The organism is Shewanella mangrovisoli (genome assembly GCF_019457635.1).
Lineage (GTDB): Bacteria > Pseudomonadota > Gammaproteobacteria > Enterobacterales > Shewanellaceae > Shewanella > Shewanella mangrovisoli.
In genome coordinates, this window is record NZ_CP080412.1 from 3,738,047 (window position 1) to 3,762,815 (window position 24,769).

The 24,769-nt window shown below is 49.4% G+C and carries 19 protein-coding genes and 1 riboswitch; of the genes, 3 read left to right on the forward strand and 16 right to left on the reverse strand.

Features of this window, described 5'->3' with window-relative positions:
• Positions 1-167 precede the first annotated feature (167 nt).
• The 14 genes from K0H60_RS16400 to K0H60_RS16465 form a co-directional block, all read right to left on the reverse strand.
• Positions 168-482 (reverse strand): hypothetical protein, encoded by a 315-nt coding sequence (locus K0H60_RS16400; protein ID WP_220056390.1) that lies wholly within the window; start codon positions 480-482, stop codon positions 168-170.
• 53 nt (positions 483-535) lie between these two features.
• Positions 536-919 (reverse strand): MAPEG family protein, encoded by a 384-nt coding sequence (locus tag K0H60_RS16405; RefSeq protein WP_011718077.1) that lies wholly within the window; start codon positions 917-919, stop codon positions 536-538.
• A gap of 44 nt (positions 920-963) precedes the next feature.
• Positions 964-1,359, reverse strand: a complete 396-nt coding sequence (locus K0H60_RS16410; RefSeq protein WP_220056391.1) for a GNAT family N-acetyltransferase — start codon at positions 1,357-1,359, stop codon at positions 964-966.
• A gap of 10 nt (positions 1,360-1,369) precedes the next feature.
• Positions 1,370-1,924 carry a P-loop nucleotide/nucleoside kinase family protein gene (locus K0H60_RS16415; protein ID WP_220056392.1) on the reverse strand — a complete coding sequence of 185 codons (555 nt, stop codon included), beginning with the start codon at positions 1,922-1,924 and terminating at the stop codon, positions 1,370-1,372.
• A 79-nt stretch (positions 1,925-2,003) separates the two neighbouring features.
• Positions 2,004-2,828 carry a cobalamin-binding protein gene (locus K0H60_RS16420; RefSeq protein WP_220056393.1) on the reverse strand — a complete coding sequence of 275 codons (825 nt, stop codon included), beginning with the start codon at positions 2,826-2,828 and terminating at the stop codon, positions 2,004-2,006.
• A 15-nt stretch (positions 2,829-2,843) separates the two neighbouring features.
• Positions 2,844-3,881, reverse strand: a complete 1,038-nt coding sequence (locus tag K0H60_RS16425; protein WP_220056394.1) for a T6SS phospholipase effector Tle1-like catalytic domain-containing protein — start codon at positions 3,879-3,881, stop codon at positions 2,844-2,846.
• Between the two features lie 148 nt (positions 3,882-4,029).
• Positions 4,030-4,665, reverse strand: coding sequence for a cob(I)yrinic acid a,c-diamide adenosyltransferase (gene cobO / locus K0H60_RS16430; RefSeq protein ID WP_011718082.1), 636 nt, complete (start codon positions 4,663-4,665; stop codon positions 4,030-4,032).
• A gap of 28 nt (positions 4,666-4,693) precedes the next feature.
• Positions 4,694-6,319 carry a cobyric acid synthase gene (locus K0H60_RS16435; protein ID WP_220056395.1) on the reverse strand — a complete coding sequence of 542 codons (1,626 nt, stop codon included), beginning with the start codon at positions 6,317-6,319 and terminating at the stop codon, positions 4,694-4,696.
• 87 nt (positions 6,320-6,406) lie between these two features.
• On the reverse strand, positions 6,407-7,009 hold the full coding sequence (gene cobU, locus K0H60_RS16440; RefSeq protein WP_220056396.1) for a bifunctional adenosylcobinamide kinase/adenosylcobinamide-phosphate guanylyltransferase: 603 nt from the start codon (positions 7,007-7,009) through the stop codon (positions 6,407-6,409).
• Positions 7,006-7,794: an adenosylcobinamide-GDP ribazoletransferase gene (locus tag K0H60_RS16445; protein ID WP_011621638.1), complete on the reverse strand. Its 789-nt coding sequence runs from the start codon at positions 7,792-7,794 to the stop codon at positions 7,006-7,008. The genes cobU and K0H60_RS16445 overlap by 4 nt, the downstream gene beginning before the upstream one ends.
• Positions 7,795-7,890: 96 nt before the next feature.
• A complete protein-coding gene (gene cobT, locus K0H60_RS16450) occupies positions 7,891-8,943 on the reverse strand; it encodes a nicotinate-nucleotide--dimethylbenzimidazole phosphoribosyltransferase (protein WP_220056397.1) in 1,053 nt (350 codons plus the stop codon).
• A gap of 162 nt (positions 8,944-9,105) precedes the next feature.
• Positions 9,106-10,254 (reverse strand): FecCD family ABC transporter permease, encoded by a 1,149-nt coding sequence (locus K0H60_RS16455; RefSeq protein WP_220056398.1) that lies wholly within the window; start codon positions 10,252-10,254, stop codon positions 9,106-9,108.
• Positions 10,251-11,231, reverse strand: a complete 981-nt coding sequence (locus K0H60_RS16460; protein ID WP_220058188.1) for an ABC transporter ATP-binding protein — start codon at positions 11,229-11,231, stop codon at positions 10,251-10,253. Before K0H60_RS16460 ends, K0H60_RS16455 begins: the two co-directional genes overlap by 4 nt.
• Before the next feature lie 133 nt (positions 11,232-11,364).
• A riboswitch (cobalamin riboswitch) is annotated at positions 11,365-11,532 on the reverse strand.
• A 172-nt stretch (positions 11,533-11,704) separates the two neighbouring features.
• Positions 11,705-12,427 (reverse strand): histidine phosphatase family protein, encoded by a 723-nt coding sequence (locus K0H60_RS16465; RefSeq protein ID WP_220056399.1) that lies wholly within the window; start codon positions 12,425-12,427, stop codon positions 11,705-11,707.
• 209 nt (positions 12,428-12,636) lie between these two features.
• Here K0H60_RS16465 and metH point away from each other — a divergent pair, with 209 nt between their 5' ends.
• A complete protein-coding gene (gene metH, locus K0H60_RS16470; RefSeq protein WP_220056400.1) occupies positions 12,637-16,371 on the forward strand; it encodes a methionine synthase in 3,735 nt (1,244 codons plus the stop codon).
• A 578-nt stretch (positions 16,372-16,949) separates the two neighbouring features.
• Here the strand turns inward: metH and K0H60_RS16475 are convergent.
• On the reverse strand, positions 16,950-18,785 hold the full coding sequence (locus K0H60_RS16475; protein WP_220056401.1) for a putative Ig domain-containing protein: 1,836 nt from the start codon (positions 18,783-18,785) through the stop codon (positions 16,950-16,952).
• 580 nt (positions 18,786-19,365) lie between these two features.
• Positions 19,366-20,328 carry a dienelactone hydrolase family protein gene (locus K0H60_RS16480; protein ID WP_220056402.1) on the reverse strand — a complete coding sequence of 321 codons (963 nt, stop codon included), beginning with the start codon at positions 20,326-20,328 and terminating at the stop codon, positions 19,366-19,368.
• 271 nt (positions 20,329-20,599) lie between these two features.
• On the opposite strand from K0H60_RS16480, the gene K0H60_RS16485 reads away from it, so the two are divergent.
• Both K0H60_RS16485 and K0H60_RS16490 read left to right on the forward strand, forming a co-directional pair.
• A complete protein-coding gene (locus K0H60_RS16485) occupies positions 20,600-22,888 on the forward strand; it encodes a hypothetical protein (protein WP_220056403.1) in 2,289 nt (762 codons plus the stop codon).
• A gap of 9 nt (positions 22,889-22,897) precedes the next feature.
• Complete coding sequence (locus K0H60_RS16490; RefSeq protein ID WP_220056404.1) at positions 22,898-24,631, forward strand: toxin-antitoxin system YwqK family antitoxin; 1,734 nt, start codon at positions 22,898-22,900, stop codon at positions 24,629-24,631.
• The last annotated feature ends 138 nt before the right edge of the window (positions 24,632-24,769 follow it).

A 24,769-nucleotide genomic window follows, 5' to 3' on the forward strand; every position in this document is an offset into this window, starting at 1 on the left:
CTAGCCGTCAAAATTGGTGATTAACCATTAAAAATGAGCGATTATTTGACATAGATTTTTAAGTGACAATAAATCATGTACTGCTTAACTAATGTCAGAAAGTCGACGATAAATTCATCAATTGTGATTTTTGACACAGCAAGTCAAGCCTAGGCTATAGTGCAGTCTTAAGTTGTCGGAGGAAGCCTTTCTCGCCATAGCAGAATAGCGCGACGAGTTAAGGGTTCAAATTCTCTGGATTGATCTCTGCCTCGATAAATTGAGCGGCTGTTTTCAGCAATAGGTACCGAATCATGAATGTCGTAGGCGAGTTGCTTTAAGTATGCCCGACCCATATCACGATAGCGCACAGATTCCTGTTCATTTAATGGGATCAAATAGTGATAACCAAATGCACTCATACTGCAGTTGGCATCCAGATAAAATTCGCCCTCATGTTCAAACAAAAACCAGGCTCGATTCTCAGTATCCACTACTCTCATCTCAACTCCTTCGGTCTGAGAGACTCACATCACTGTTAACCAACACCAGGCCGTTAAAACGCTTGGAAGAAGACTCCAAAGGCGCTGAAAATCGCCACAAACCAAGACAATGAACGCAACGTGCCTTTGTTCAGTAGATACAAGATCTGATACGCCACCCGCGCAACGATATGCACAACCGCTAACCACTCAGCAGTCGCAGTGACTTTGCCTGTGGCGATAACTGTCACTACGGCTAAACCAAAAATCAGTAGAGATTCGAAGGCGTTTTGATGTCCAGCGAGTGCCCGCGCACCAAATCCGGTTAATTGCGCCTGTTGAGTTCGCGGATGATGATTATCATAACCGCCAGCTTTGGCCATTGCCCATGCGACAGGGCCTTTGGCCAAATACGGCAATAACATAGCGATAAATAAGCAAATCAGTAACGTGTTCATCTTTAAGGGATCCTATTGTTTTTGTTGTGTATGCAAGCCTGCGCCTATTTCACCAGATACATGCCTTCGCTGGCGGGACGACTGAATTTAAAACCAAATTTTTCATAGAGTTCAGGCACATCGGCCATTAAGGTGATATAAGCCCCCGTAAAAGCCTCACGGTCTAGGTAGGCCATAATATGCTGCATAATCAATCGGCCAAGCCCCTTGCCTTGATGCTCAGGATCCACAGCCACATCGACGATCTCAAAGTTAATCGCCCCATCCCCCACAACCCGCCCCATACCCACGGTTTGGGTACCACACTTAATTTGCACGCCGTATAAACTCTTTGGCAGCGCCTTGACGACGCCCGCCAAAGGTCGAGGACTTAGGCCCGAAATCTGCCGTAAACGGATAAAATCTTCAACCGACGCCACTTGCTCTATCACTTGGTACATAGTTCATTACTCAACAGTCTGATGACTCAAGGATTTCAATATTAAGGCCCTCTTCTTCCGTGGGCGCTTGAAAGAAACTGCTCACATGCCAGTACACGGCTTCGGTATCGAACTGGGCGCGTTCTGGCTCTGCTTGGCGGCGCAGGGCAAGGCGACTCAGACATAACTCATCGCTGTGCTTTAGATAAATCAGTCGATGGGCCACCCCCGTATCGAGACTCAAGCCCAGCAACCAACGCCTTTGATTGAGGGTATTAGCAGGAAAATCCATGACCACAGTTAATCCGGCCTGCAGCAGTGCCTCAATGTGGCGCTTCAGTAGCGGCTTTAGGCGAGCGGCGTAATGAATATAGGCATCAAAGTCTTTAATTTCATTTGGATATAAAGTCGCTAGCCATTCATCTTCACTGATGAGCACGCAGTGTTCACCCTTGGCCAGTTCACGAGCCAAGGTCGATTTCCCCGCGCCCATCTTGCCGCACAGCAGCACGAGTGTGCCCTTATTACTGATTTCTGAATTGGCGCCTGAACTGATATCTACACTGACATTGATTGGTGTCGACATCTTTATCCCCTTACCTACATTCCCTGCTGCAATAGACGATTAACGCACTTTAGTAACACGCTTTAGTTACACGCTTTAGCTAACGCGCTTTATCCAAGGCATCACATACGGCTTTTACTCCGAGTAACGCTCTGGGCGTCGCGCGGTGTAATAAATCGGCATTTAATTGATAAATATGCTGGTTTTTAACCGCGGGGATTTCGGCCCATTGGCTCCAATCAACCCCTTTGACATTGCCTTCCTCTTCGCTCTGTAAAATCACCTCGGGCAAGGTCAGTAACACATTTTCTAAACTCACCTGCGGGTAATCACTCGCCGCATCGTAGAAAACATTTTTGCCATGACACACGCCGATGATTTGCTGGATCCAACTGTTTTTCGCGACCGTCATTAAGGGCGTCGACCACAGCTGATAAAACACCTTTGGCTCGGATTTAGCCGCATTCTCACTGCGTAATCGCAGTAGCTCACTGCGATAATCCGCCGCTACTCGACCCGCCTGCTCTGTGTGTCCCGTCAGCTCACCTAACTCCTCAATTTCTTTGGCGACATCCTCAAGTGTCTTTGGGGAGCTGCTATAGAGTTTAAAACCTAAGTTTTTGAGTTGATTGATATCCTCAGCTTTATTGCCCGTATCCCACACCACAATCAGTTCGGGATTAAGCTCTAATACCCGCTCAATCTGGATCCCATAATAACCACCAATACTGGGGATTTGTTTCGCCGCTTCAGGATAATCCGCATAATCTGTCGCGGCCACAATCGACTCCCCTGCGCCGATGGCGTAGAGCATTTCAACCGCATGGGGCGAAAGCGCAATAATACGTTTTGCAGGCTCGGCCATCGCCGCTATGGGTAACAGCGCCAAGCTCAGACCGAGGGCAATAAAGCGTCGCATTAACATGATATTCCTTATGATTTAATCGATGAACTCTTCTGGCCAGCCGTACTGCTCAAGGTAGGTCTGCAGGTTTTTAGGCCGATATTTAGGGTCTTGATCCCAGCGCGTTTTCACCGAGCGATGCAGCAACACGGGCGCGACCTTAGGGTCAATTGGGCGCAAATAGGATTGCTTAATTCGGTAAAAGCTGCGGCGCGAGTCGTGTAAGGTTGCTAACGGATTGCGGTGCAAACTCGCCGCTAGGTGCGGCTCTAAGCTCAAATTAAACCGCTCAGCCTCGGCCATCATCCACGCGAGCGCATTATCCGACAATAGCGAGCCATCCTTATCCGGCAGATAACTGCCACCAATATTGCTATGGGCGCCTGCAAACCAGACCTGCTGCATATCCATATTGTCGCGCAGTTGCCAAATCGTAGGCTCGAAGTCGCTGCGGTGTTCGTCTATCGCCAAGGCATGGCGGGCAACCCGCACATTGCGGCCAATCTTAGTGTCGTAAAACTCGTCTTTATCTTCGAATAAGCCGAGGAACGAAATCGGGATCCCCATGGCGCCCACCGTATCCCACACGCCGACAAACTTAATCTCCCGCGATTCGTGGCTATGCTGTTGTCTAAATTCAACGGATTTATCGCCGCTTGGGGCAAAGGGTGCACTGCTTTTTTTATAGTGGTCAAAGGCTTGTTGAATCAGCCTCGCATCGTGGCGCTTGAGGATGCCGCAGTTATTGATAAGACCACACAAACAGCGCACTGTGTAAGCGCCTCGGCTAAAGCCAAAGAGATAGATCTCATCACCGGGGGAGTAGTTCTGTACTATGTAGCGGTAACCATCCATAATGTTTTTGTGCAGCCCACGCCCCGTCGCGCCGCCGATGGCTTGATCGTAGTAAGAACCAACGCCCCAGTCGTAAAACACCTGCTGGGGTTTACCATCGGCCGCCATCGGGCTGATAGCCCGCGCCAGACGCAGCACATTGGTGGGAAAATCCACCTTAAGGTCTTTCTCTGGCCGATTCCAAGTACCGTCGGCACAAATCACAATACGTTTATTCATCGCATCATCCTTGAGTTACCCATGCTACTCACGCTATCGATAAAAACGCTAACGATAGAGACGCTAACGGATTTTACCGAGGAACAACAGCCCTAATTGGGTTTAAAGGGCGGCTCGCGGTGTCACCCATCCGCCTTAGCCGCTCGGCTTAATAGTCGAATCCCGGCTGCGCTTTAATGCCCGCTTCGAAGGCATGTTTAATCGGCTGCACTTCGCTGACAGTATCCGCCAGTTCGATAATCGCGCGGTGGCAAGCACGGCCAGTGATAATCACATGCTGCATCGGCGGACGGTTTTTCAGTGCAGTGAGTACCCGCTCCACATCGAGGTAATGGTAACTCACCATATAGGTCAGCTCATCGAGCATTAAACAATCAATACTCTCATCTTGGAGCAAGGCTTCGGCGGCTTCCCACGCCACGAGGGCGGCGGCTGTGTCCTTTTCTCTGTCTTGGGTTTCCCAGGTAAATCCAGTGCCCATCACATGAAAGGCCACGCCCGCACCTTCAAGCAAATTACGCTCGCCGCACTCCCATGTGCCCTTGATGAATTGCACTACCGCGGCTTTTTTGCCATGGCCGACTGCGCGGGCAACCGTGCCAAAACCTGAGGTCGACTTGCCTTTGCCATTGCCTGTGAGCACCAGCAGAATGCCTTTTTCTTCTTGGGCGGCGGCAATTTTAGCGTCCACACCCGCCTTCACTTTTTGCTGACGCGCCTTATGGCGTTCGGCTTTGATTTGCGCTTGCTCGTTGTCGAGCTGTTTTTCGTTCTCTACTGTCATGATCTTTTGTTCTTCCTACTGCTAACACTTATGCATTTATAATGGATGCGAGTTTTTGCATATCGAGGTGCTCGGCTAATACATCGGCCAAACGATCCAGCTGTTGTTCGCGAATATCATTGATATCAATCGCTTGAGCATTCTCCAACCCCGCCCAGTGAAGGACTAGCTGGCAGGCCTCTGGGCAGTCGAATAGTCCATGTAAATAGCTGCCAAGCACTTGCCCGTCGTCACTTAAACAGCCATCGGCAAAAGACTTTTCTGCCTGTTGATCGCAAGCACTCTCACTTTTCAAGCGTAATGGCGCACTCTTGGCGGCATCACTGGACGTGAGATATTCGGACTCACCGCAGTGGATCTCATAGCCCTTCACCTCTACTTGTTGCCCTTGCAGCGCTAAATGGCCAGTGACCCTACGTAGCTGTTTTTCAGTCTTAAATTCGGTGGTAATGGGTAAATATCCCAAACCTTGGCTCACGCCGAGCGTGTCTTCAATCCCCATGGGATCGGCAATGCTTTCACCCAGCATTTGATAGCCGCCGCAAATCCCCAGCAGCTTACCGCCGTAGCGCAGATGCTTGGCAATTTGTTTGTCCCAACCTTGCTCGCGCAAAAAAGCCAAGTCCGCTCGAACATTCTTACTACCGGGTAAAATCAGCAGATCGGCGGCAATCTCCTGCGTCTGGGCAGAGGCCTGAGTCTGGAGCGACACATAATCAAAATCGATATCTGGGTGCAGTCTAAGCGGGTCAAAATCCGTGTGATTACTGGTGCGGGGATACACTAATACCCGCACCTTAAAACGGCTTTTTTCCTGCTTAGTGGGCGATTCGATAAGCGCATCCTCGGCGTCTAAATGCAAATCATGCAAATAGGGCAACACTCCCAACACAGGTTTTTGCGTATGGGCCTCGAGCCAATCGAGACCAGACTGTAGCAGGCTGATATCGCCACGAAAACGATTGATCACAAAGCCTTTTACCCTAGACTGCTCGGAGGGTGACAGCAGCGCTAAGGTACCCACTAAATGGGCAAACACCCCGCCTTTATCAATGTCGGCAATGATGATCACAGGGCAGTCGACCGCCTCGGCAAAACCCATATTGGCAATATCCCCTTCGCGCAGATTGATTTCCGCCGGGCTTCCCGCCCCTTCAACCACAATCGTTTGGTATTGCTGACCTAAACGCGCAAAGGACTCCAACACGGCATTTAGCGCCATGACTTTATAATTCTTAGACTTTTCCCCGAAAAAGGCCGAGGCCTCTAAGGTGGTTAAGGCTTTGCCGTGCACTATGATCTGCGCGCCCGTGTCCGAACTTGGTTTAAGCAGGATGGGATTAAAATCCGTGTGCGGCGCGAGAAAACAGGCTGCGGCTTGCAGCGCCTGAGCGCGGCCAATCTCGCCACCATCAATGGTGACTGCGCTGTTGAGCGCCATATTCTGCGGCTTAAAAGGCGCGACCTTAACACCCTGCCTAGCGAGCAATCGGCAAATCCCCGCCACCAGCGTACTTTTGCCCGCATCCGAGGTTGTTCCCTGCACCATAAGCACTTTAGCGCCTGAATGCTGAGCTTCACTTTGGCTTACAACATCTTGAAACTGGTTTTGCGACAAGGCCGAAGTAGGATTAGAGGCGTTATTTGAATTCATGGGCAAGAACATCACTCAACAGAGGAAAATAAACTAAAGGGGAATCGGTTCGCTCCCTGACTAAGAATGCGTCGACAATACTTTGTCTTAACTCGATTTAAGCACCAGTGGTAGACCCGCCACCACTAAGGTCACATTATCCGCCTCCTCGGCAACGGCCTGATTTAACCAACCCGCCTCATCGACAAACTGACGACTCAATTCGCCCAAGGGCACAATGCCAGAGCCGACCTCATTGCTGATTAAAATCACTACGCCCTCAAGGGTGCTTAAGGTCTGGATAAAATCGGCACGCTGCTGCCGCCAGTGTTCTAAAGGCTCATGGCGAGAGCGGGCAAAATCCAAGGCAAAGTCCGATTCCGTTGAAGCGGGCTCGGCCTCGGGGCTTTGTGCAAGTAATTGATTGGTGAGCCAAAGCGTTAAACAATCCACCAGAATCACTCGGCCGGGTTTGGCTAAATGTTTGAGCTTAGCGGTTAATGCCAAGGGTTCTTCGACGAGTTGCCAGTCGATATCATCCTTGGCACGTCCATCCTGATGTAAACGAATTCGACTGCTCATTTCGGCATCGAGCGCCTGTGCGGTCGCCAGATAGCAGGCATCGAATCCGAGGGCGATATACTGGCGCACTAAGGCTTCACCGTAGCGGCTCTTGCCGCTACGCGCGCCGCCTAGCACTAAATGGATCACAGTATGCTACCCACAACGAGCAGCACGAAATAACAGACGATTTCGCAGATCTGCTGCGCCGCGCCTAAGGTATCACCCGTGTAGCCGCCGATTTGGCGTCTAAAAATCACCACAATCAAACGACGCAGACCTATCATCACCAGTAACAGTGACAGCGCGGCAATGCCCTTGAGCACTAGCAGCACTAACACGCCGCTGGCGATCAAAATAAACAGTTCATTAATGCCTTGATGCTGCGCTAACGGCTTGGATTTACTGGACTCATCGTCGCGCACATATTTCTCGGTAAAGATAAGGCTGGCGGCAACTACGCGGCTCACAGTGTGGGCGACGATCATCGCCGAGCCTGCAACTACAGGGTCATAAAGTGCGAGTTCCACTAACAATTGCCACTTGAGCATCAGGACGAGCATCAAAGCCAAGGCGCCGTAGCTCCCTAGGCGAGAGTCTTTCATGATCCGCAGCTTGTCTTCCGCCGTCCAACCACCACCGAAACCATCGAAGGTATCGGCTAAACCGTCCTCGTGAAAACCGCCCGTTAACAGCACGCCCGTGACCATAGACAGCAGCACAGACACGCCGGCGGGCAACCAGTTTTGGGTAAGCCAAAATACGATGGCACTGAGTAGCCCCACCAGCAGGCCCACTAAGCCAAAGTAACGGCTGGCTTTATTGAGTTTGTCGGCATCGACCTCAACCCATTTGGGCATAGGAATGCGGGTAAAATAGCCCATGGCCACTAAAAACAAATCTATCTCTTTGTGCCAGCTTTCGCGTTCTGACATAAAGCATCCTTAGTGAATTAACACTTGCTGCAAGGTTTAAGATTAAAAAGGTCTGCTAAAAGTTATTATTTTAAATAAGCCACTTAGCAGCGCACATCATACAACAGCCTCAATCCCCGCATCACTAAAACTCGCCATTTGATTGTAAAAATTTACAGCGGCTTGAATTAACGGCAATACCAAGGCAGCGCCCGTGCCTTCGCCTAATCTCAGCCCTAAAGATAACAAGGGCTTAGCCTTTAAATGTTCCAACATACGCTGATGACCTTGCTCCTCGGAGCGGTGGGCAAAAATCAAATAATCCCGCACATTCGCGTTGATACTCACGGCAACCAAAGCCGCTGCGGTCGCAATAAAACCATCCACCACGACCAGCATCTTGCGCTCGGCAGCGGCGAGCATGGCCCCCGTCATTTGCACAATTTCAAAGCCGCCCAAACAGGCCAGCACTTGCCGAGGCCCTGTCATCGCACTCTGGTGTAACAGCAGCGCGAGTTCGATAAGCATCTGTTTACGCTCTAGAGTCTCGCTATTGATGCCCGTACCACGGCCAACACAGTCGGCCACATCGAGTTGCATAATGGCCGCCATAATCGCCGCCGCTGACGAAGTATTGCCTATGCCCATCTCACCAAAGGCAACCAAATTACAGCCCGCCTGATGGTGACGCTCGATTAACGCCTGCGCCATAGCAAAGCCCTTATCCACGCAGGCGAACGTCATTGCAGGCTCTAAGTGAATCGCGGCCGTTCCCGCGCCAAGGCGTTGGTCGATAATGCCTTCGGCATCTTCAACTGGGGTTAAAATACCGCAATCAATCACTTCCAGATTGAAGCCTAACTGGCGACAAAACACATTGATGGCCGCGCCGCCATGGGCAAAGTTTTGCACCATCTGCCGCGTGACTTCACTCGGGGCAATCGACACCCCTTCGGCAGCAATCCCATGATCTCCGGCAAACACCAACATAGTCGGGTTAACTATCTGTAATTGCTGCGGCCCTTGAATGCGGGCAATTTGCAACGCCAAGGACTCTAACTGCCCCAGAGCGCCGGGCGGCTTAGTCTTAAGATCGATCTTTTGCTGGATGAGTTGATCCTGCGCTTTACTCACAGGCTCGATTTGAAATAACGGGACAGATTGAGGCATTCACACTCCAGTGGCAATGTCGGATCCAATGATAGATCCGCTGCTAATAACTCATTTACTAGTACATTCGCTAACACATTCTAGAACAACAACTACGAAGCATCCTGCTGCAATTTGCCATACGCACTTAGTACTAAATTTCGGCAATCCATAAGACCCATGCTAATTCGATAGCTTGCGCCGACGCAAAATCAGCAAAAAGAAGAAGCTACCAATCGCAGCGGTAATAATCCCCACGGGTAATTCCTGATTGCCAAGCAAACATCGGGCGAGTACATCAATCCACACCATAAACAGCCCGCCCACCAGCGCCGTCAGTAAGATGGGCTGACGACCGGGGAATAACAAACGAACTGTGTGCGGGATCATCAAGCCGACAAAGCCAATGCCGCCACAGGTCGCCACTAAAATCGCGGTGATAAGCGAACAGAGCAGCAACATATTGAGGCGCAGCTTAGGCACATTCACCCCTAAGGTGTGGGCCGTTTCATCCCCCGCCTGCAGGGCCATAATTTGGCGTTTCCAACCTAGAATAATAAAAAAGCTCAGTAGCACCACTAAAGACGGCAGCACCAGCAGCGACCAACTGGCCTTAGCAAAACTGCCAAGGCTCCAAAACAATACCGATGCGGTAGCCTGCGGGCTGGCAAAGTACAGCAATAAACTGGTTAAGGCGCTAAACATAAAGGAGGTCGCCACCCCAGAGAGCAACATGCGTTCTACCTGGCTCTTAAGGCCTAACCCAGCTAACGCCAGCACGATTAGCACCGACAGACTGGCACCAATAAAGGCGCCGAAGGGTAAGCTAAACCATAACAAGCCAGCAAAAGTCCCCGTACCACTAAAAATCCCCGAATTGGCTATCGTGCCCGCATTGCCAAACAGGCCTGAACCTGTGAATAGCGTCAGCATGACCACGGCGCCAAAGGATGCGCCAGAGCTAATGCCGAATAGATAAGGATCGGCAAGGGGGTTGCGGGTCACGGTTTGCAGCACGCTGCCCGCCAAGGACAGCCCCGCCCCCGCCACAAAGGCGAGTATAATCCGTGGCAGTCGCAGCTCCATCACAATCCGCTCTGTCATGCTGCTGGTGCTCACGGCCTCATCGGCCATAAACAAGTGACTGAGTTTATTGATAAACACCTGCAGCACATCTAAGAAGCTAATATTGGCCGCACCAAAACTCGCGGCGGCGATGGGGGTAAGCAGGGCAAAACCCGCCAAGCCTAAGATGAGCCATTGCTGGCGCGTGAGCGGCGTAAAAATGTGGCTAAAAAAATTCATGGTCACCAGTTTAAGTGTGTCTATCATGGCGTGTTCTCGACGCTCTCATTTTGCAATGCAGCTCTTTGTAAGACCTCGTTTGGCGCGCTAGGGTTATGGCAGGCGCAGGCCACAGGAGGTAGCTCTTGAGCCGAAACTGAATGGGAGTCACTCGCCGCGCCCGCTGCATCGCTCTTGGGCTTTTGATAACCATAAAAGTAATTAATCAAGGGGTTACCATGCTGTGGATGGGGCGTCACTTGGGCGCATACCCCAAAGACTTCGGCGATACGTTCCTCGGTTAGAACCTGAGCCGGCGTGCCCATGGCACTCACCTGCCCCTTGTCCAGCAGCAATAAGTGGTCACACAGGGCGCTGGCTAAATTCAAGTCGTGAATCGAGGCGATTACGCTGATCCCAAGGCTTCGCACTAGCTCTAAGATTTGAATTTGATAGCGGATATCGAGGTGGTTTGTCGGCTCATCTAAAATCAACAATTGCGGCTGCTGCACTATGGCACGGGCGATCAGGGCGCGTTGCTTCTCACCGCCAGATAAACGATCGTATTGTTGATGTACTTTATGACTGAGGCCTACCTTTTCCAGCGCCTTAGCAATTTTTTCACCGTCACCGCTGGAGTTGGTATCAAACATCCCCTTGTGTGGCGTGAGTCCCATGGCAACCAATTGCTCTGTGGTCATATCGAAGTATTGCGGCGTATCCTGCTGCACCACCGCCACTTTACAGGCAAACGCCTTGGGCGACAGCTCGCTAATATCCTGCGAAAACAGACTGATATGACCTTTAGCAGGGCGAATAAAGCGGTATAAACAGCGCAGCAAACTGGATTTACCCGCGCCGTTGGGGCCTATCAGCCCGAGCATTTCCCCCTGCGGCAGGGCAAAGCTTATCTCCGAGAGGATGGTTTTTCCCTCAATCGCCCAACTCAATTGGCTGACCTTAAGTGCCATATTGGCGGAGGTCGCAGCGGGCGCTAAGGGCGCAAGGCTCGATGTGGAATGCATCACTAACGATTGCTCCCACATGGATATTGATTGGTGTTATCTGTGCCTGCTGCCACTTGGGCTAACAGGGCGAAACTCATTAATGTCATCTTCTGCTCCCTCGAGTTACCCGCTCGAGAACTAAGGCTGCACGCAGCGAAAACAGAAATAGGCAGGTATCCTGACTCGTATGGGAAGACACAAAGCGCTTCGACTACTCACAGTTGCGGGTACAGTTCGGGCTACTGACGGGCAGCTCCCCGATTCCCTATTATGTTTGGGTTATCCGGCGCGCTTGAACACTCTTGCCCTTAAGCAATAGCACTAAATCGCGCAAAATTCCCAACACCTATTTCTGCGACCTTTGAGCTTAACGTACTGGGTGTGTTATCTGGCTCAAATGTCAGGGAAAAGCATTATCCTATATCTTGCCCATTAGGCAATGCTGTTTAAATCAGAAAATTTTCATCATGTCGATGACTGATGCTTGCAAGCTACTCACAGTGGCCCGATGGCCAGTCTAAGCGCCAGTATCTTTTACCTTGCTCATCCTCGAGGACATTAATCGTCACCACCGCCGCCACGGGTAAGGCGAGCTGACTGTAAAAACCTAAGGTTTTCACCGCTCCCAGCGCCTTTGACATCAAGTGGCGAATAACCCCACCGTGGGTCACCACCCAGATATTGGCCGCGGGGGCGTTGGCATTAAACTCCCCATGGGCCTGTTCATCATCCATCGCCAGCAGGCCAAACTCTTTATCGAGGATCTGTTCTATCGCACCATCGATACGGGCCTCGAAACTTGCCATGGCTTCGCCATTGGGCGGCGTCACCTCCCAGGGATTCTGCCAATAGGCCGCCATCCGTTCGCCGTCGTGTTGATATAAGTCATCGAGTAGGCAGCCATCCCAATCGCCGAAGGCTATTTCCTGTAACTCCTCCAGCAGGTTGACCTTGAGCATCGACGGCGCGGGTGCATCTAAACTTATGCCTACAGACGCACTCGAATGCAGCTCGGCCGCAAAGGCCTTGGCAAACTCGGCGCAGCGCCTCGAGGTCGAGCTATAAATGCCGTGGCACACAGTCGCCTGCGCCTCAACCGCCGCCGACATCTGCCGCCAGCCCTTTTCGCTCAGTGGCACATCGACTCGGCCTCGCAAAATCGCCCCGCCCTCGCATTCTCCATGGCGTAACAGTAATAACCTGAGCTGCTTCATCTGATCTTTCCTTTTAGCGTTTTTATCTGCCTTATCTCGCCTATGCTATACCAACTTTAACCTTGCCCTGACAATCCGATGTCGCGTATTATGGACGTCTATACGTATAAATGTCCAAAACATAACGAACGACATTCAATAATAAAATGCAATTTGTCACCCGATTGCGTACTTTGGACTCAACTTAGCTGTAGTAAAGGTAATCATTTATGGCGATATCTCTCCATCGAGCCAGCCAAGCACTGGCAGACATTCGCAACCAGTTGTCAAAGCGCATTCTGATTTTAGACGGCGCCATGGGCACTATGATCCAAGGCTACAAGCTTGAGGAAGAGGATTACCGTGGCGAGCGTTTCAAGGATTGGCATACCGACGTTAAGGGCAATAACGATCTTTTAGTGCTGACTCAGCCACACATCATCAAACAAATTCACATCGACTACCTAAAAGCCGGTGCGGATATTATTGAAACCAACACCTTCAACGCCACTACTATCGCCATGGCCGACTACGATATGCAGTCGCTGTCCGCCGAGATTAACCGCGAAGGCGCGCGCCTCGCCCGTGAGGCCTGTGATGAAATCGAGCAAGCCACGGGTAAGCCACGTTATGTCGCCGGTGTGTTAGGGCCTACTAACCGTACCTGCTCTATCAGCCCCGATGTTAACGACCCAGGCTTTCGTAATATCCACTTTGATGAGTTAGTGACCGCTTACTGCGAATCGACCCGCGCCTTAATTGAGGGCGGCGCCGATATCATTATGGTCGAGACTATTTTCGATACCTTAAACGCTAAGGCCGCCTTATTTGCCATAGAAACCGTGTTCGATGAACTCTTTGGGCCAAATTCGCCAGCGCGTTTGCCTGTGATGATCTCAGGCACCATTACTGATGCCTCGGGCCGAACCCTGACCGGACAAACCACCGAAGCCTTTTATAACTCCCTTCGCCATATCAAGCCCTTATCCATCGGCCTTAACTGCGCCCTCGGCCCTAAGGAGCTTCGCCCCTACGTTGAAGAACTGTCGCGCATCGCCGAGTGCTATGTCTCGGCGCACCCTAACGCGGGTCTGCCAAACGAGTTTGGCGGTTACGATGAAACCCCAGAGGATATGGCGAGCGTTATCCAAGAGTGGGCCCGCGAAGGCATGCTCAACATTATCGGCGGCTGCTGTGGTAGCACGCCCGAGCATATTAAGGTTATTCGCGAAGCCGTAGAGCCATTTGCACCACGGGTATTACCCGAAATCCCCGTCGCCTGCCGTCTATCGGGTTTGGAACCGCTCACTATCGACGCCCAAACCCTATTTGTGAACGTGGGTGAACGTACCAACGTCACCGGTTCGGCCAAGTTTTTAAAACTGATCAAAGAAGGTAAGTTCGAGCAGGCGCTCGATGTCGCCCGTGAACAGGTAGAAAGCGGCGCGCAGATCATCGACATCAATATGGACGAAGGCATGCTCGATGGCGTGGAGGTGATGCATAAGTTCTTAAACCTTATCGCCTCTGAGCCGGATATCAGCCGTGTGCCGATTATGATCGACTCCTCTAAGTGGGAGGTGATTGAAGCGGGCCTCAAATGTATTCAAGGCAAGGGAATCGTCAACTCTATCTCCTTGAAGGAAGGCGAAGAGAAGTTTATCGAGCAGGCAACCCTAGTGAAACGCTACGGCGCTGCGGCCATTATTATGGCGTTCGACGAGCAAGGTCAGGCCGACACTAAGGCGCGTAAAGTCGAGATCTGTACCCGCGCCTACCGCGTGCTAGTCGATAAGGTCGGCTTTCCGCCCGAAGACATTATCTTCGACCCGAATATCTTTGCCATTGCCACGGGTATCGATGAGCACGATAACTATGCCGTCGATTTTATTGAAGCCATTAAAGAGATTAAGGCCACCCTGCCCTACGCGATGATTTCGGGTGGGGTGTCGAACGTGTCGTTCTCCTTCCGCGGTAACAACCCAGTGCGTGAGGCGATTCATGCGGTATTCCTGTACCACGCGATTAAAGTCGGCATGGACATGGGTATCGTCAACGCGGGCCAATTAGCGATTTACGATGATATTGACCCCGAGCTTAAGGATAAGGTCGAGAACGTCGTACTCAACCTGCCTTGCCCAGTTGAAGACTCAAACAATACCGAACAATTGCTTGAGATTGCTGAAAAATTCCGGGGCGATGGCTCAAGTAGCGCGAAAAAAGAAGATTTAGAATGGCGCTCATGGCCGGTGAATCAACGTCTCGCCCATGCGCTGGTCAAAGGCATCACCGAATTTATCGACGAAGATACCGAAGCGGCTCGCCAACTTGCCTCACGACCACTTGATGTTATCGAAGGCCCGCTGATGGACGGTATGAATATCGTCGGCGATCTATTTGGCTCGGGCAAAATGTTCCTGCCACAGGTGGTGAAGTCGGCGCGGGTGATGAAAAAGGCCGTGGCCTACCTCAACCCCTTTATTGAGCAAGAGAAGGTCGAAGGCCAATCTAACGGCAGAATTTTGATGGTCACGGTGAAGGGCGATGTGCACGATATCGGCAAGAATATTGTCGGCGTTGTGCTCGCCTGTAACGGCTTTGAGGTATTCGATTTAGGCGTGATGGTGTCGGTGGAGCGCATTCTTGAGGCCGTGAAAGAGCACAATATCGACATTATCGGCATGTCTGGGCTTATCACCCCAAGCCTCGATGAGATGGTGCACAATGTGAAAACCTTCCATCGCGAAGGCCTCACCATTCCGGCGATTATCGGCGGCGCCACCTGCTCGAAAATTCATACCGCAGTGAAGATTGCCCCCCATTATCCCCATGGCGCGATTTACATTGCCGATGCCTCCCGCGCAGTGCCTATGGTCAGCAAGCTAGTGAGCAACGAAACTCGCCAAGCGACGATCGATGAGACCTACGCCGAATACGAAGAGATGCGCATTAAGCGTTTATCGCAAACCAAGCGTAAGGAAATCGTCTCGCTGGAGGCCGCCCGCGAAAACCGCTGTCAGCACGACTGGGCAAACTACACCCCGTTCAAGCCCAATGTGCTGGGTCGCCAAGTATTTGAAGACTATCCATTAACCGATTTAGTCGATCGAATCGACTGGACGCCCTTCTTCCGCGCCTGGGAGCTGCACGGCCATTACCCCGAGATCTTAACCGACAAGGTAGTAGGCGTTGAGGCGCAGAAACTATTCGCCGATGGTCAGGCCATGCTTAAAAAAATCATCGATGAAAAATGGCTCACCGCCAAGGGCGTGATTGGGCTGTTCCCCGCCAATACCGTCGGCTTCGATGATATTGAGCTCTATACCGACGAGACTCGCACCGAAGTCGAAATGACCACCCATCACCTGCGGATGCAGCTTGAGCGGGTGGGTAACGATAACTTCTGTCTGGCCGACTTTGTGGCGCCAAAAGACAGCGGCGTTGCCGACTATATGGGCGGTTTTGCCGTGACCGCAGGCCATGGTATCGACGAGCATATCGCCCGCTTTGAGGCCAATCACGATGACTACAACGCCATTATGCTCAAGTGTTTAGCCGACCGTTTAGCCGAAGCCTTTGCCGAGCGGATGCACGAGCGCGTGCGTAAGGAATTCTGGGGTTATGCCGCCGATGAGCAGCTCGATAATGAAGCCTTAATTCGTGAGAAATACAAAGGTATTCGTCCCGCACCGGGTTACCCCGCTTGCCCGGATCACACCGAAAAAGGCCTGTTGTGGGAACTGTTAAAGCCGAATGAAACCATCGACTTAGACATTACCGAAAGCTACGCCATGTTCCCCACCGCTGCGGTATCGGGCTGGTACTTTGCCCATCCTAAATCCCGCTACTTCGGCGTGACCAATATCGGCCGCGATCAGGTGGAGGATTACGCGAAGCGTAAGGGGATGACAGTAAGTGAAACGGAGAAGTGGCTGGCGCCAGTGCTCGACTATGACCCTGAATAGGGAGTGATCCAGAGTAATCATGTTTACTCTGTGAGTTGTCTTAGGTGAACTTCGGCAACTTAGTAAATAGATAAAATAAGGGGCTAAATCCTAGCCCCTTATTTTTGGTTTAATTTTGAAGTTTGAGTTTGAGATAAAAGCTTAAAGTCGTGGGGCTTCCCCCCCACACCCGACCAAGGAGGACTGCTCGTCCTATCCTCCTTGGATGCTCCAAGACGCCCCTAGCGAAGTTACATGCATTAGAGACTGACCTTGGTCTTATGGATAAATTGCTATCGCTTCCGATGGTACATCCTGTACCCCGAAAGCTAGCTCGGCATCCATGCCGAGACTCACGCAATTTATTCCAACGCCCCACGGCAACTTCGCAGGGGATAGATGAACTTCTGCTGCTTTAGTGTTGCCTCTAGCCATGCAAAGCAAATCGAGTAATCTTTACTACCAATTTTAGAAATTTAACTATGGATGGCTCATGAAATCTGAGGGAAGCCTCCCTTGCCTAAACTAGTTCGACAAGGCGAGATTAATCCAACAACATCGCCTTAAGTCAAAAATGCCCCATTCCGATTGTTAAGTATTTAATTATGCTTTAAACGCCTAAAAAACAACGTAATCAATAGCATCAACAATGTGAAATCCATCGTCCCACCACCGCCTTCGGATGACTTTTCAGGTTCACCAGTATCATTAACGATAAATGTCACATCAAACGTCAACTCTGCACCTGAAGGGTCTGTTGCGGTGACCGTCATCAAGTATTGACCTTTAGTCTTAACTGCACCGTGGAATATTCCATCCTCACTAGCTATTAATCCATTAGGTACATTCTTATATGTATAAGTCACAGCCTCTCTATCAGGATCGACAACAATTCCTGAAAGCACACCGTAATACTGTTGATCCTTTTCAAGATACTGAATACCAATCTCCGCAGTTAACATAGGAGCATCGTTAACGTTAGTCGGTGTAATATAAAAGATCTCTGTAGATAATGGAGGAATATTCACTCTCACTTGAATGGGACTGGCTGGTGTTGGATCAATTAAATTTTTTGAGGCAAACATATCTTCATTAGTAAAAGTCCCACTAATATATTCACCATCCCAAATCAATCTTTCATGTATATATTCAGTTTGAAAACCGGTAACCACAAGGTTGTTTCCATTTAGAAAATGCTTCTTAATATTTATCGCCAAAGGAACATCTTGAACAGCTGGAATAGAGCCTTTAGGTAAACCACCTTTATATATAAGAGGGTTAGGGTTAGAAAGGGTAAACGTTGTAATATTAGGTGACATTAAGTTAACGAAAAAACCTTTCTTGTCATCAGTGAGCTGAAACCAACCATCTGCAATAGCATACACCTGGGAAGACTTATAAAAATATTTTTCTTCATCATCAAACACATAAGAATTTCTTCCAGAGCGTTCAATAAAATAATTTTCACTCTTTAAATAAATAGCTTCTTTGGGATAACTAACACTATTTTTCATTTTTGACAGAACAAATTTATTATCATCTGGTGAGTATTGATAATGCAGAAGCATATCACTACCTACTATAAGCTCTTTCCCATCATTAATTGTATATATGGCTTTAACACCACTAAATTTAGTCGAGTCCACTCTTTCAGGGATAACTATTTCTTGAAAAACCACAAAATCATTAATATCAGATTGCCATTTAAGGACATACAACTTAGGCTCTACCTTCGTTTCATTAATCCCGACCCTTTCTGGATAGAAGATAATTTCATCACGACCCTCTAATCGATATAACTTGTAGGTACTATTTGATATGAGTGATTTATCAGCTAAGATTTTTTTTCGCTCGCAAGAATCTATCTCACCATTTCCACTTAAATTACAAACACTGTAATCGTAACTGACTTTTCCACTCAGAGTATCATCATGATTTGGATGCAAAGCAACAATGGTATTATTATTTACAAATTCAATCTGTTCTACATATGAACCGTACTGACCTGAACTAGATGAAAATTCTACTTCTTGAGACAATGATAACTCATTGCCTTCAAGAGTAAATCTAACTAATTTTCTAGCTCCATCATAATTTGACTCAGATAAAGCGTAATAGTTTTTATCATATTCACCTATAGGTTCCACATTAATATAACCAACGAGATCTGATGCTATACCAAAACTGGCAGAGCTAATATAATCCACCCCATTATTATCAACATTATACTTCCATAAATAAATTCTTTTATCAGCAGAAAATTCATCAGCAGCAGTACCAGATATTAATATTTCGTTGTTAGCTTCAGAGAAAGCCACCTTTAAGGATGATTTAGGCAGGTTATTATCATACGTCTTATCAATTGAATAAGGACTTTCAACCGCTATAGCTGATACTGAAATAATAGATAAAATAACTAATACACTTCTATACATACAGATACCTCTCCTAACATCAGTATAATTATTAGTTGAACAACATAAATCAAAAGTAACAGGTCGCAGGAGAATTTTAAGTATCTAAGTTAAGAACAAGATACATCTTCCTGATGCAAGTGAACTTAACCGTGATCACGATTAAGTTTCATCCTTGTTAAAAACCTAAGATAACGTTCTGTTTAATATCTGTCTACCACTTTCACATTACAAATTAAGTAGTTAAGTCATGACTAATTTTGGCTCTTTGCTTTTAAAAATAAGCATACAACTCCACTGCCAATGGGAACGCCAGAAGTGGCACTGTTGCACCAGTGACCTTCTAAAACATGGATGTTTTAGTAGAGCCTACAAGGACGTATTCACGGCGTGTCACTGGAGTAACAGTGCAAAAGCCTGCGGCAGGCAATGAGTCGCACCGTCACTTTACAGTAATAACATTGCTAATTCGCACCACTAAGCGAACCAGCAATATCATCGAGTGTGGGGTGAAGCCCCACGACTTTGATTCACCTCGGCCGATAGGCCGCAGCAAATGTGTCCCCGCATCACAAAATTCCCTTTTGCAATTCGGCAATCCCTAACCTTGTAGGTATTTCCCAAAGAAATCCAAGGTTCTTGCCCATGCGAGCTCGGCGGTTGGCTCATCATAGCGGGCGGTGGAATCGTTATGAAAACCATGGTTCACATTGGGATAGAGGTAGGCAATATACTCGGCCTTGTTAGCCTTTAATTGGGTTTCGTACTCGGCCCAAGTGTCGTTAATCCGTTGATCTAAAGCGGCAAATTGCAACATCAACGGGCCTTTGACCCGGCTGCGTAACTCTGTTGCCGCTGGAGTGCCATAAAAAGGCACGCCAGCCGTTAGCTCATCAGGAATGCTGGCGGCGAGCATATTGACTATATAGCCGCCAAAGCAGAAACCGACGGCGCCGAGTTTGCCATTACTCTGGGGGTGGGCCTTTAAAAAGCGCGCGGCGGCGATAAAGTCCTGCTCGATTTTGGCTCTGTCGAGGCTGGCCTGCATGGCGCGGCCCGCATCGTCATTACCGGGATAACCACCGAGGCTATAAAGGGCATCAGGGGCAAAGGCGATATAGCCCTTGGCCGCTAAGCGGCGGGCAACATCTTCGATATAAGGATTCAGGCCACGGTTTTCATGCACCACTAATACCACGGCGGCTTTTTTGGTGGGATCCAAGGTCTTAGGATCGCCCGCCTCTTTGCCGGGAATCAGCATAGATGTCGGCATCACTAAATAACCGCGACCTTCACCATAGCCCTCGGGGGAGGGAAACTTCACATAACTGGCTTGAATGCTGGGATCGTTAAAGGAGACTTGTTCGGCTAAGGCGTAGTTGGGCATGAGTGCGCCAGTGAGCGTTGTCATGGTAAACCCCAGTGCCACAAGACCTGCGAGGCGAGCCATAAACTCGCGGCGGTCGATGATGCCGTGGGCATATTCATCGTACCAATCGAAGGCCTCCTGCGGGATAGGCTGAGCAGCAGGCGCGTTATTGTCGGACTTGGGTTGTGGGCTCATCGTTCTTTCTCCATTGAACAAGCTACCACAGGTTTGTCTTCCCTAGCTTGTGAGTTATCTAGCGGCGTTAACAAGAGTAAAGGATGAAGCCTGATTAGGGCAATCGGCTTTCTCACCTTAGGCCGATATTCATCATGCAAACTTACGACTGATCTTGCCCCCTGATTGGCATGAGCTTTTTATTCCCTAGGGGCTTTTTTGTGTATAATGTCGCCAATTTTCGGATTAATAGATTTACATTTCAATAACATAAGTTGCCAATGGAGTTCAGATGGCTATAGGGATATGCAGAGTAATTTGTACCACTCTTACGCTCACGGTTGGGTTAACGGCGTGCGATAGTGCGGGCTCCAATAAATCGGGGGGCATCCCCAGCGCACGCGAATATCAGGTGATTTCGACCCTCAGCATCAATGACGGTATTGAAACCCAAAAGAACATGCAGGGGCGCGTGCTACTGAATTACCAGTTGCAGGATGCTCAGGGTAAAGCGACCAGCTTAACCACCCCATTGACCAATGATGCCCACTTCTTCGTTCAGCCGAGCCTGATGCAATTAAGCGATCACGCCCTGCCAATCCCCATCAGCAATATCGATCCAAAAAACAGTGGCAAAGAGCTCACCTCCATCATTCAAGCGGGCTTTAATCTCGAGCTGAAAAATGGTGACAACAATCGGCTCACGCCCGTTACCCAGATAAATCAGAAGGATATCGCCGAACTATTTAACCGCTGGACGAGCCTTAAGTCCCTATTTGAGCAATCGCCTACCCTGCCCGTGCAGCTTGAGCCACGTGTGGGTTATAGCACTAGCGCCCCCATGGATGAGCGGTTAATCTGGACTGTTGAGCAAGTCAGCGACGATAGATTACTGGCGGTGTTACAGAATAAACAGCAACAGGGCGAAAACAGTAACCTTAAGGTCTACGGCAAGTTCGAGCTTAACCGTAAAACCGGTTGGTTAGAGAGCATGGCGCTATTTAAACAGGATGAGCAACGGGGTAGAACCTTTGTCCAGCGCATCGTTATGGCGCCTAAGGATCGCCCCGATGTGATGAGCCTACTTTGGTATGCCGATGACAACTACGATGCCGAGCGGGATATCGATGATAAGCAAAAGGAGCTTTATCCCATCAGCGATGTGCCGCGGGAATATAAGCCTACCGACAAGGCATTTATCCAATCCTTATTAGCTGATCACCAAGGGATTATTGATAATATCGGCGACTGGGGCAGCGATACTCCCGAGGAGATCCAACTGCGCTTTGTGCATGCCATGAGTCCGCAATATATCGTCGGCAATATGCGCTATGAGGATATCACCGCCTTTGATGAGAGCGGAAAAGCGTTAGATCTCAACTTCTGGCAACACAGCACGGGGGCGGCGGTCAATTTCAGCCGCAACATTGAATCGTCGACCAATATTATCGCCACGGGTTGGGATAACACCGCCGATAAACTCAAGCGGATGAGCTATATCAGCGCTAAGCTCACCTTAGTCCCTGAGACGAATAACATCATCGAAAAATCCTGGGATGAACTGCTCGCTTCGCCCTATACCTTTGGCGATGCCAGCCTCACGATTCAGCCCCTAGATGCCAACGCTAAGCTCTTTAAAGTGGTCATCAAGCAGAGCGACAGCCACAAGATCCACCTAGGTCTTCAGCAGTTAACAGGCAAAATGGCCCATGCCCGCGCCGAGTCGGAATATCCCGAGTGGCTCACCCTGACCGATAAAGAACTGCTAGCGGAGTTGACTGGTGCCGATGAGAGCCATCAACAGACGACCAGCGCACTGCTCCTTAAGTTAGACGAAATCCCAAAAACTCTAGTGTTAGTGGCGAGTCAACCCCAGCCAGAACTCAGCCAAAGCAAGCAGATCCGCTTTGTTCCCGAAGCTGAGTACAACCAAAATCTTGCCAATCCCCTGAGCGAGTTTGGCAGCGTCAGTATGGGCGACTCCTTCTCGGATAAGCTAGCGTTGTCCAAGCCAGAAATCAGTGCGGTGAAGGATATAAAAACGGCGACTGAAAATGGTCACAACTTATATATCCCCATGTCTGCTGCGTTAGCGACAGCCTGTAAGCCCGAGATAGCACAAGGTTTTAATGAAGGAACACAGACGGTAACTTGGCAGTTTGTGCCCAATGGGCCCGAAGGCGCGGCTTACCATTTGATGACACCCGACCGCGTGCGCCAGTACTTCTACGATAAGCGCATTCAAGGCACTATCCATTGCAAAGGCGATATCCACTGGCAAACCTTAGCGCAATCAGTCACCGAGCGCCCTTGGTTAATCGATTTGCAAGCTTGGCTGACCGATACAGGTTATGGCAAGGAGCCAAGCAAAGATTTACCCAATTACATCAGAGTCGAGAATGCCCAAGGCAAGCAACTAACGATTCGTTTGCCCGAAGAGACTGAATATAGGATTGATGAGGTGCTGTTAGATGGCCGCTATTTAAGTGTGACAGGCGCCGCCGCTAAGGTGAGTTATATGACTATCTCCCAAGATTCCGTCGATATTCCCTATGAATTCACCTTTAAACCTTTGCCTTAAGGAGCGGTTATGCGTCCATTTACTGTAAAACTGCTCCTAGGAGCGCTCGCCCTCATCAGTACGCACGCCAATGCAGAGAAGGTATTACTCGATGCCCATTGGAATGTCATCAAAGATGAGAAAAAAGCTCTGTACTATTTTGAGCAACCCGTTGATCTGACTGATGGCTACTATAAGGTCGAGGTTTACTACAAAGAAAAGAATAGACTTTTCTGCTCAACGGCCATCGCCGATAAAAATATCGGTAAGGCACTCACTAGCGAGCAATTTCGCGGGCCTTATCAATGTTACTTCGACGATGGAACCCCCTACGAACAGGGCTTTCGCAACGGGCAAGGCCAGCTCGATGGCTTAATCAAAAAGTACATTGCCACGGGTCAGTTATATACTGAGTCGAACTATGAAAATGGTGTAAAACAAGGCCAAGAAACGGGTTATTGGAATGGCGGCAATATCCGCAACAAAACCACCTATAAAGATGGCCAAGCCGTCGGTATCAGCGAAAATTTTAGCCCCGAAGGTGAAGTCACCGCCAAAATCTGCCATGACCCCACCTGCGTCAGCCAATATTTTAATCTAGGCAAACTCAACCGTGAGGAGCATAAGGTTGATGGCCTTCTGCAAGGCACAGAGACCACTTGGGGGCTGAATGGGCAAGTTATCTCTACCCAAGAGTGGTTTAAGGATAAAAAACACGGCGACTACTTTAGCTATTTTGACAATGGCAAGGTAGAGCAGCACTTTCAATATCAACAGAATTATAAGGTCGGTGAGCAGCTCACTTATTTTGAAAATGGCCAGCTCAAATTAAAAGAAGCCACCAACGATAAGGGCGATGTCATCCAGGCTATCGAATACGATGACAAGGGTGAGATTAAACGCACTACCGACAGCAAATACCAAGGTAATCGCTGGGTTTATCGCAAACAGCAGCGCTATCGCGACGGCCAATTGATTGAGACTCACGAAGAGGACAAACTCAAAAACTGGTCGCTCTCTGAAACCTTTAAAAAAGGCTTACTAATCGAGCGCCAGGAGCGACTCAATAAGCAATTGAATGGCTTACAAATCAAATCCTTCGACTACAACGATGTCATCACCCTCACCCGTGAATATTATCAGGCGGGTAAGCGTGAAGGCGCCTATGAAACGGTGAAAATTGAGCCTGCCACAGGCAAAAGTCAGCTGGTAGAGCAAGGTCAGTATGCCAAGGATAAACAAGCAGGCACTTGGAAGAAATATCAAGACGACGCCACCCTCACCTATAGCCACGATGATAATGGCGAGCTCCACGGTGAATACCTCAACAAGGCCAACTCAGGCCAGTTGCTTGAATCCATGCACTATAAACATGGCAAACCCGATGGTTTAGTCCAGCGTTACGCCAGTAATGGCCAAGTGTATGAAAAAGGCGAATATCGTAATGACCTGCGCCAAGGCGATTGGGTATTTACCGATAACGAATTCCAATATCGCCCAAGACCGAATCCTGAAAGACGCTCTTGGCATGGCCGTTTTGAGCAGGGTAAGCAAGTCGGCCACTGGGAATTGCGTACAGTCGAAGATTATGTGCTTGAAATTGCTAACTATGACGACCAAGGTAACTTGCATGGTAAGCAATACCAGTTTGAGAGTAATGGCTCGATACAGGTGATTAATCATTACAATCACGGCCAGTTTTTAAATCAGGAAACACCGCCGCCCGTCTTACCCGTTGAAGATAGCGTGTTTCCCTTTTATTAACTCAAGCCTGTGGCTGTAAGCTGTTTAGCTTAACGCCATTCGCGTAAACTAACTCGCTGTGCACTCAGCCAAATTGCACAGCATTAACGTACTATAAACGTTAGGATTCTTATACTGGCCGCCATTGTGCGGCCTTAA

Bases quoted from the DNA above. Each gene is read 5' to 3' on its own strand.
- K0H60_RS16400 (WP_220056390.1), bottom strand. From the start codon at position 482: ATGAGAGTAGTGGATACTGAGAATCGAGCCTGGTTTTTGTTTGAACAT.
- K0H60_RS16405 (WP_011718077.1), bottom strand. From the start codon at position 919: ATGAACACGTTACTGATTTGCTTATTTATCGCTATGTTATTGCCGTAT.
- K0H60_RS16410 (WP_220056391.1), bottom strand. From the start codon at position 1,359: ATGTACCAAGTGATAGAGCAAGTGGCGTCGGTTGAAGATTTTATCCGT.
- K0H60_RS16415 (WP_220056392.1), bottom strand. From the start codon at position 1,924: ATGTCGACACCAATCAATGTCAGTGTAGATATCAGTTCAGGCGCCAAT.
- K0H60_RS16420 (WP_220056393.1), bottom strand. From the start codon at position 2,828: ATGTTAATGCGACGCTTTATTGCCCTCGGTCTGAGCTTGGCGCTGTTA.
- K0H60_RS16425 (WP_220056394.1), bottom strand. From the start codon at position 3,881: ATGAATAAACGTATTGTGATTTGTGCCGACGGTACTTGGAATCGGCCA.
- cobO (WP_011718082.1), bottom strand. From the start codon at position 4,665: ATGACAGTAGAGAACGAAAAACAGCTCGACAACGAGCAAGCGCAAATC.
- K0H60_RS16435 (WP_220056395.1), bottom strand. From the start codon at position 6,319: ATGAATTCAAATAACGCCTCTAATCCTACTTCGGCCTTGTCGCAAAAC.
- K0H60_RS16445 (WP_011621638.1), bottom strand. From the start codon at position 7,794: ATGTCAGAACGCGAAAGCTGGCACAAAGAGATAGATTTGTTTTTAGTG.
- cobT (WP_220056397.1), bottom strand. From the start codon at position 8,943: ATGCCTCAATCTGTCCCGTTATTTCAAATCGAGCCTGTGAGTAAAGCG.
- K0H60_RS16455 (WP_220056398.1), bottom strand. From the start codon at position 10,254: ATGATAGACACACTTAAACTGGTGACCATGAATTTTTTTAGCCACATT.
- K0H60_RS16460 (WP_220058188.1), bottom strand. From the start codon at position 11,231: ATGCATTCCACATCGAGCCTTGCGCCCTTAGCGCCCGCTGCGACCTCC.
- K0H60_RS16465 (WP_220056399.1), bottom strand. From the start codon at position 12,427: ATGAAGCAGCTCAGGTTATTACTGTTACGCCATGGAGAATGCGAGGGC.
- metH (WP_220056400.1), top strand. From the start codon at position 12,637: ATGGCGATATCTCTCCATCGAGCCAGCCAAGCACTGGCAGACATTCGC.
- K0H60_RS16475 (WP_220056401.1), bottom strand. From the start codon at position 18,785: ATGTATAGAAGTGTATTAGTTATTTTATCTATTATTTCAGTATCAGCT.
- K0H60_RS16480 (WP_220056402.1), bottom strand. From the start codon at position 20,328: ATGAGCCCACAACCCAAGTCCGACAATAACGCGCCTGCTGCTCAGCCT.
- K0H60_RS16485 (WP_220056403.1), top strand. From the start codon at position 20,600: ATGGCTATAGGGATATGCAGAGTAATTTGTACCACTCTTACGCTCACG.
- K0H60_RS16490 (WP_220056404.1), top strand. From the start codon at position 22,898: ATGCGTCCATTTACTGTAAAACTGCTCCTAGGAGCGCTCGCCCTCATC.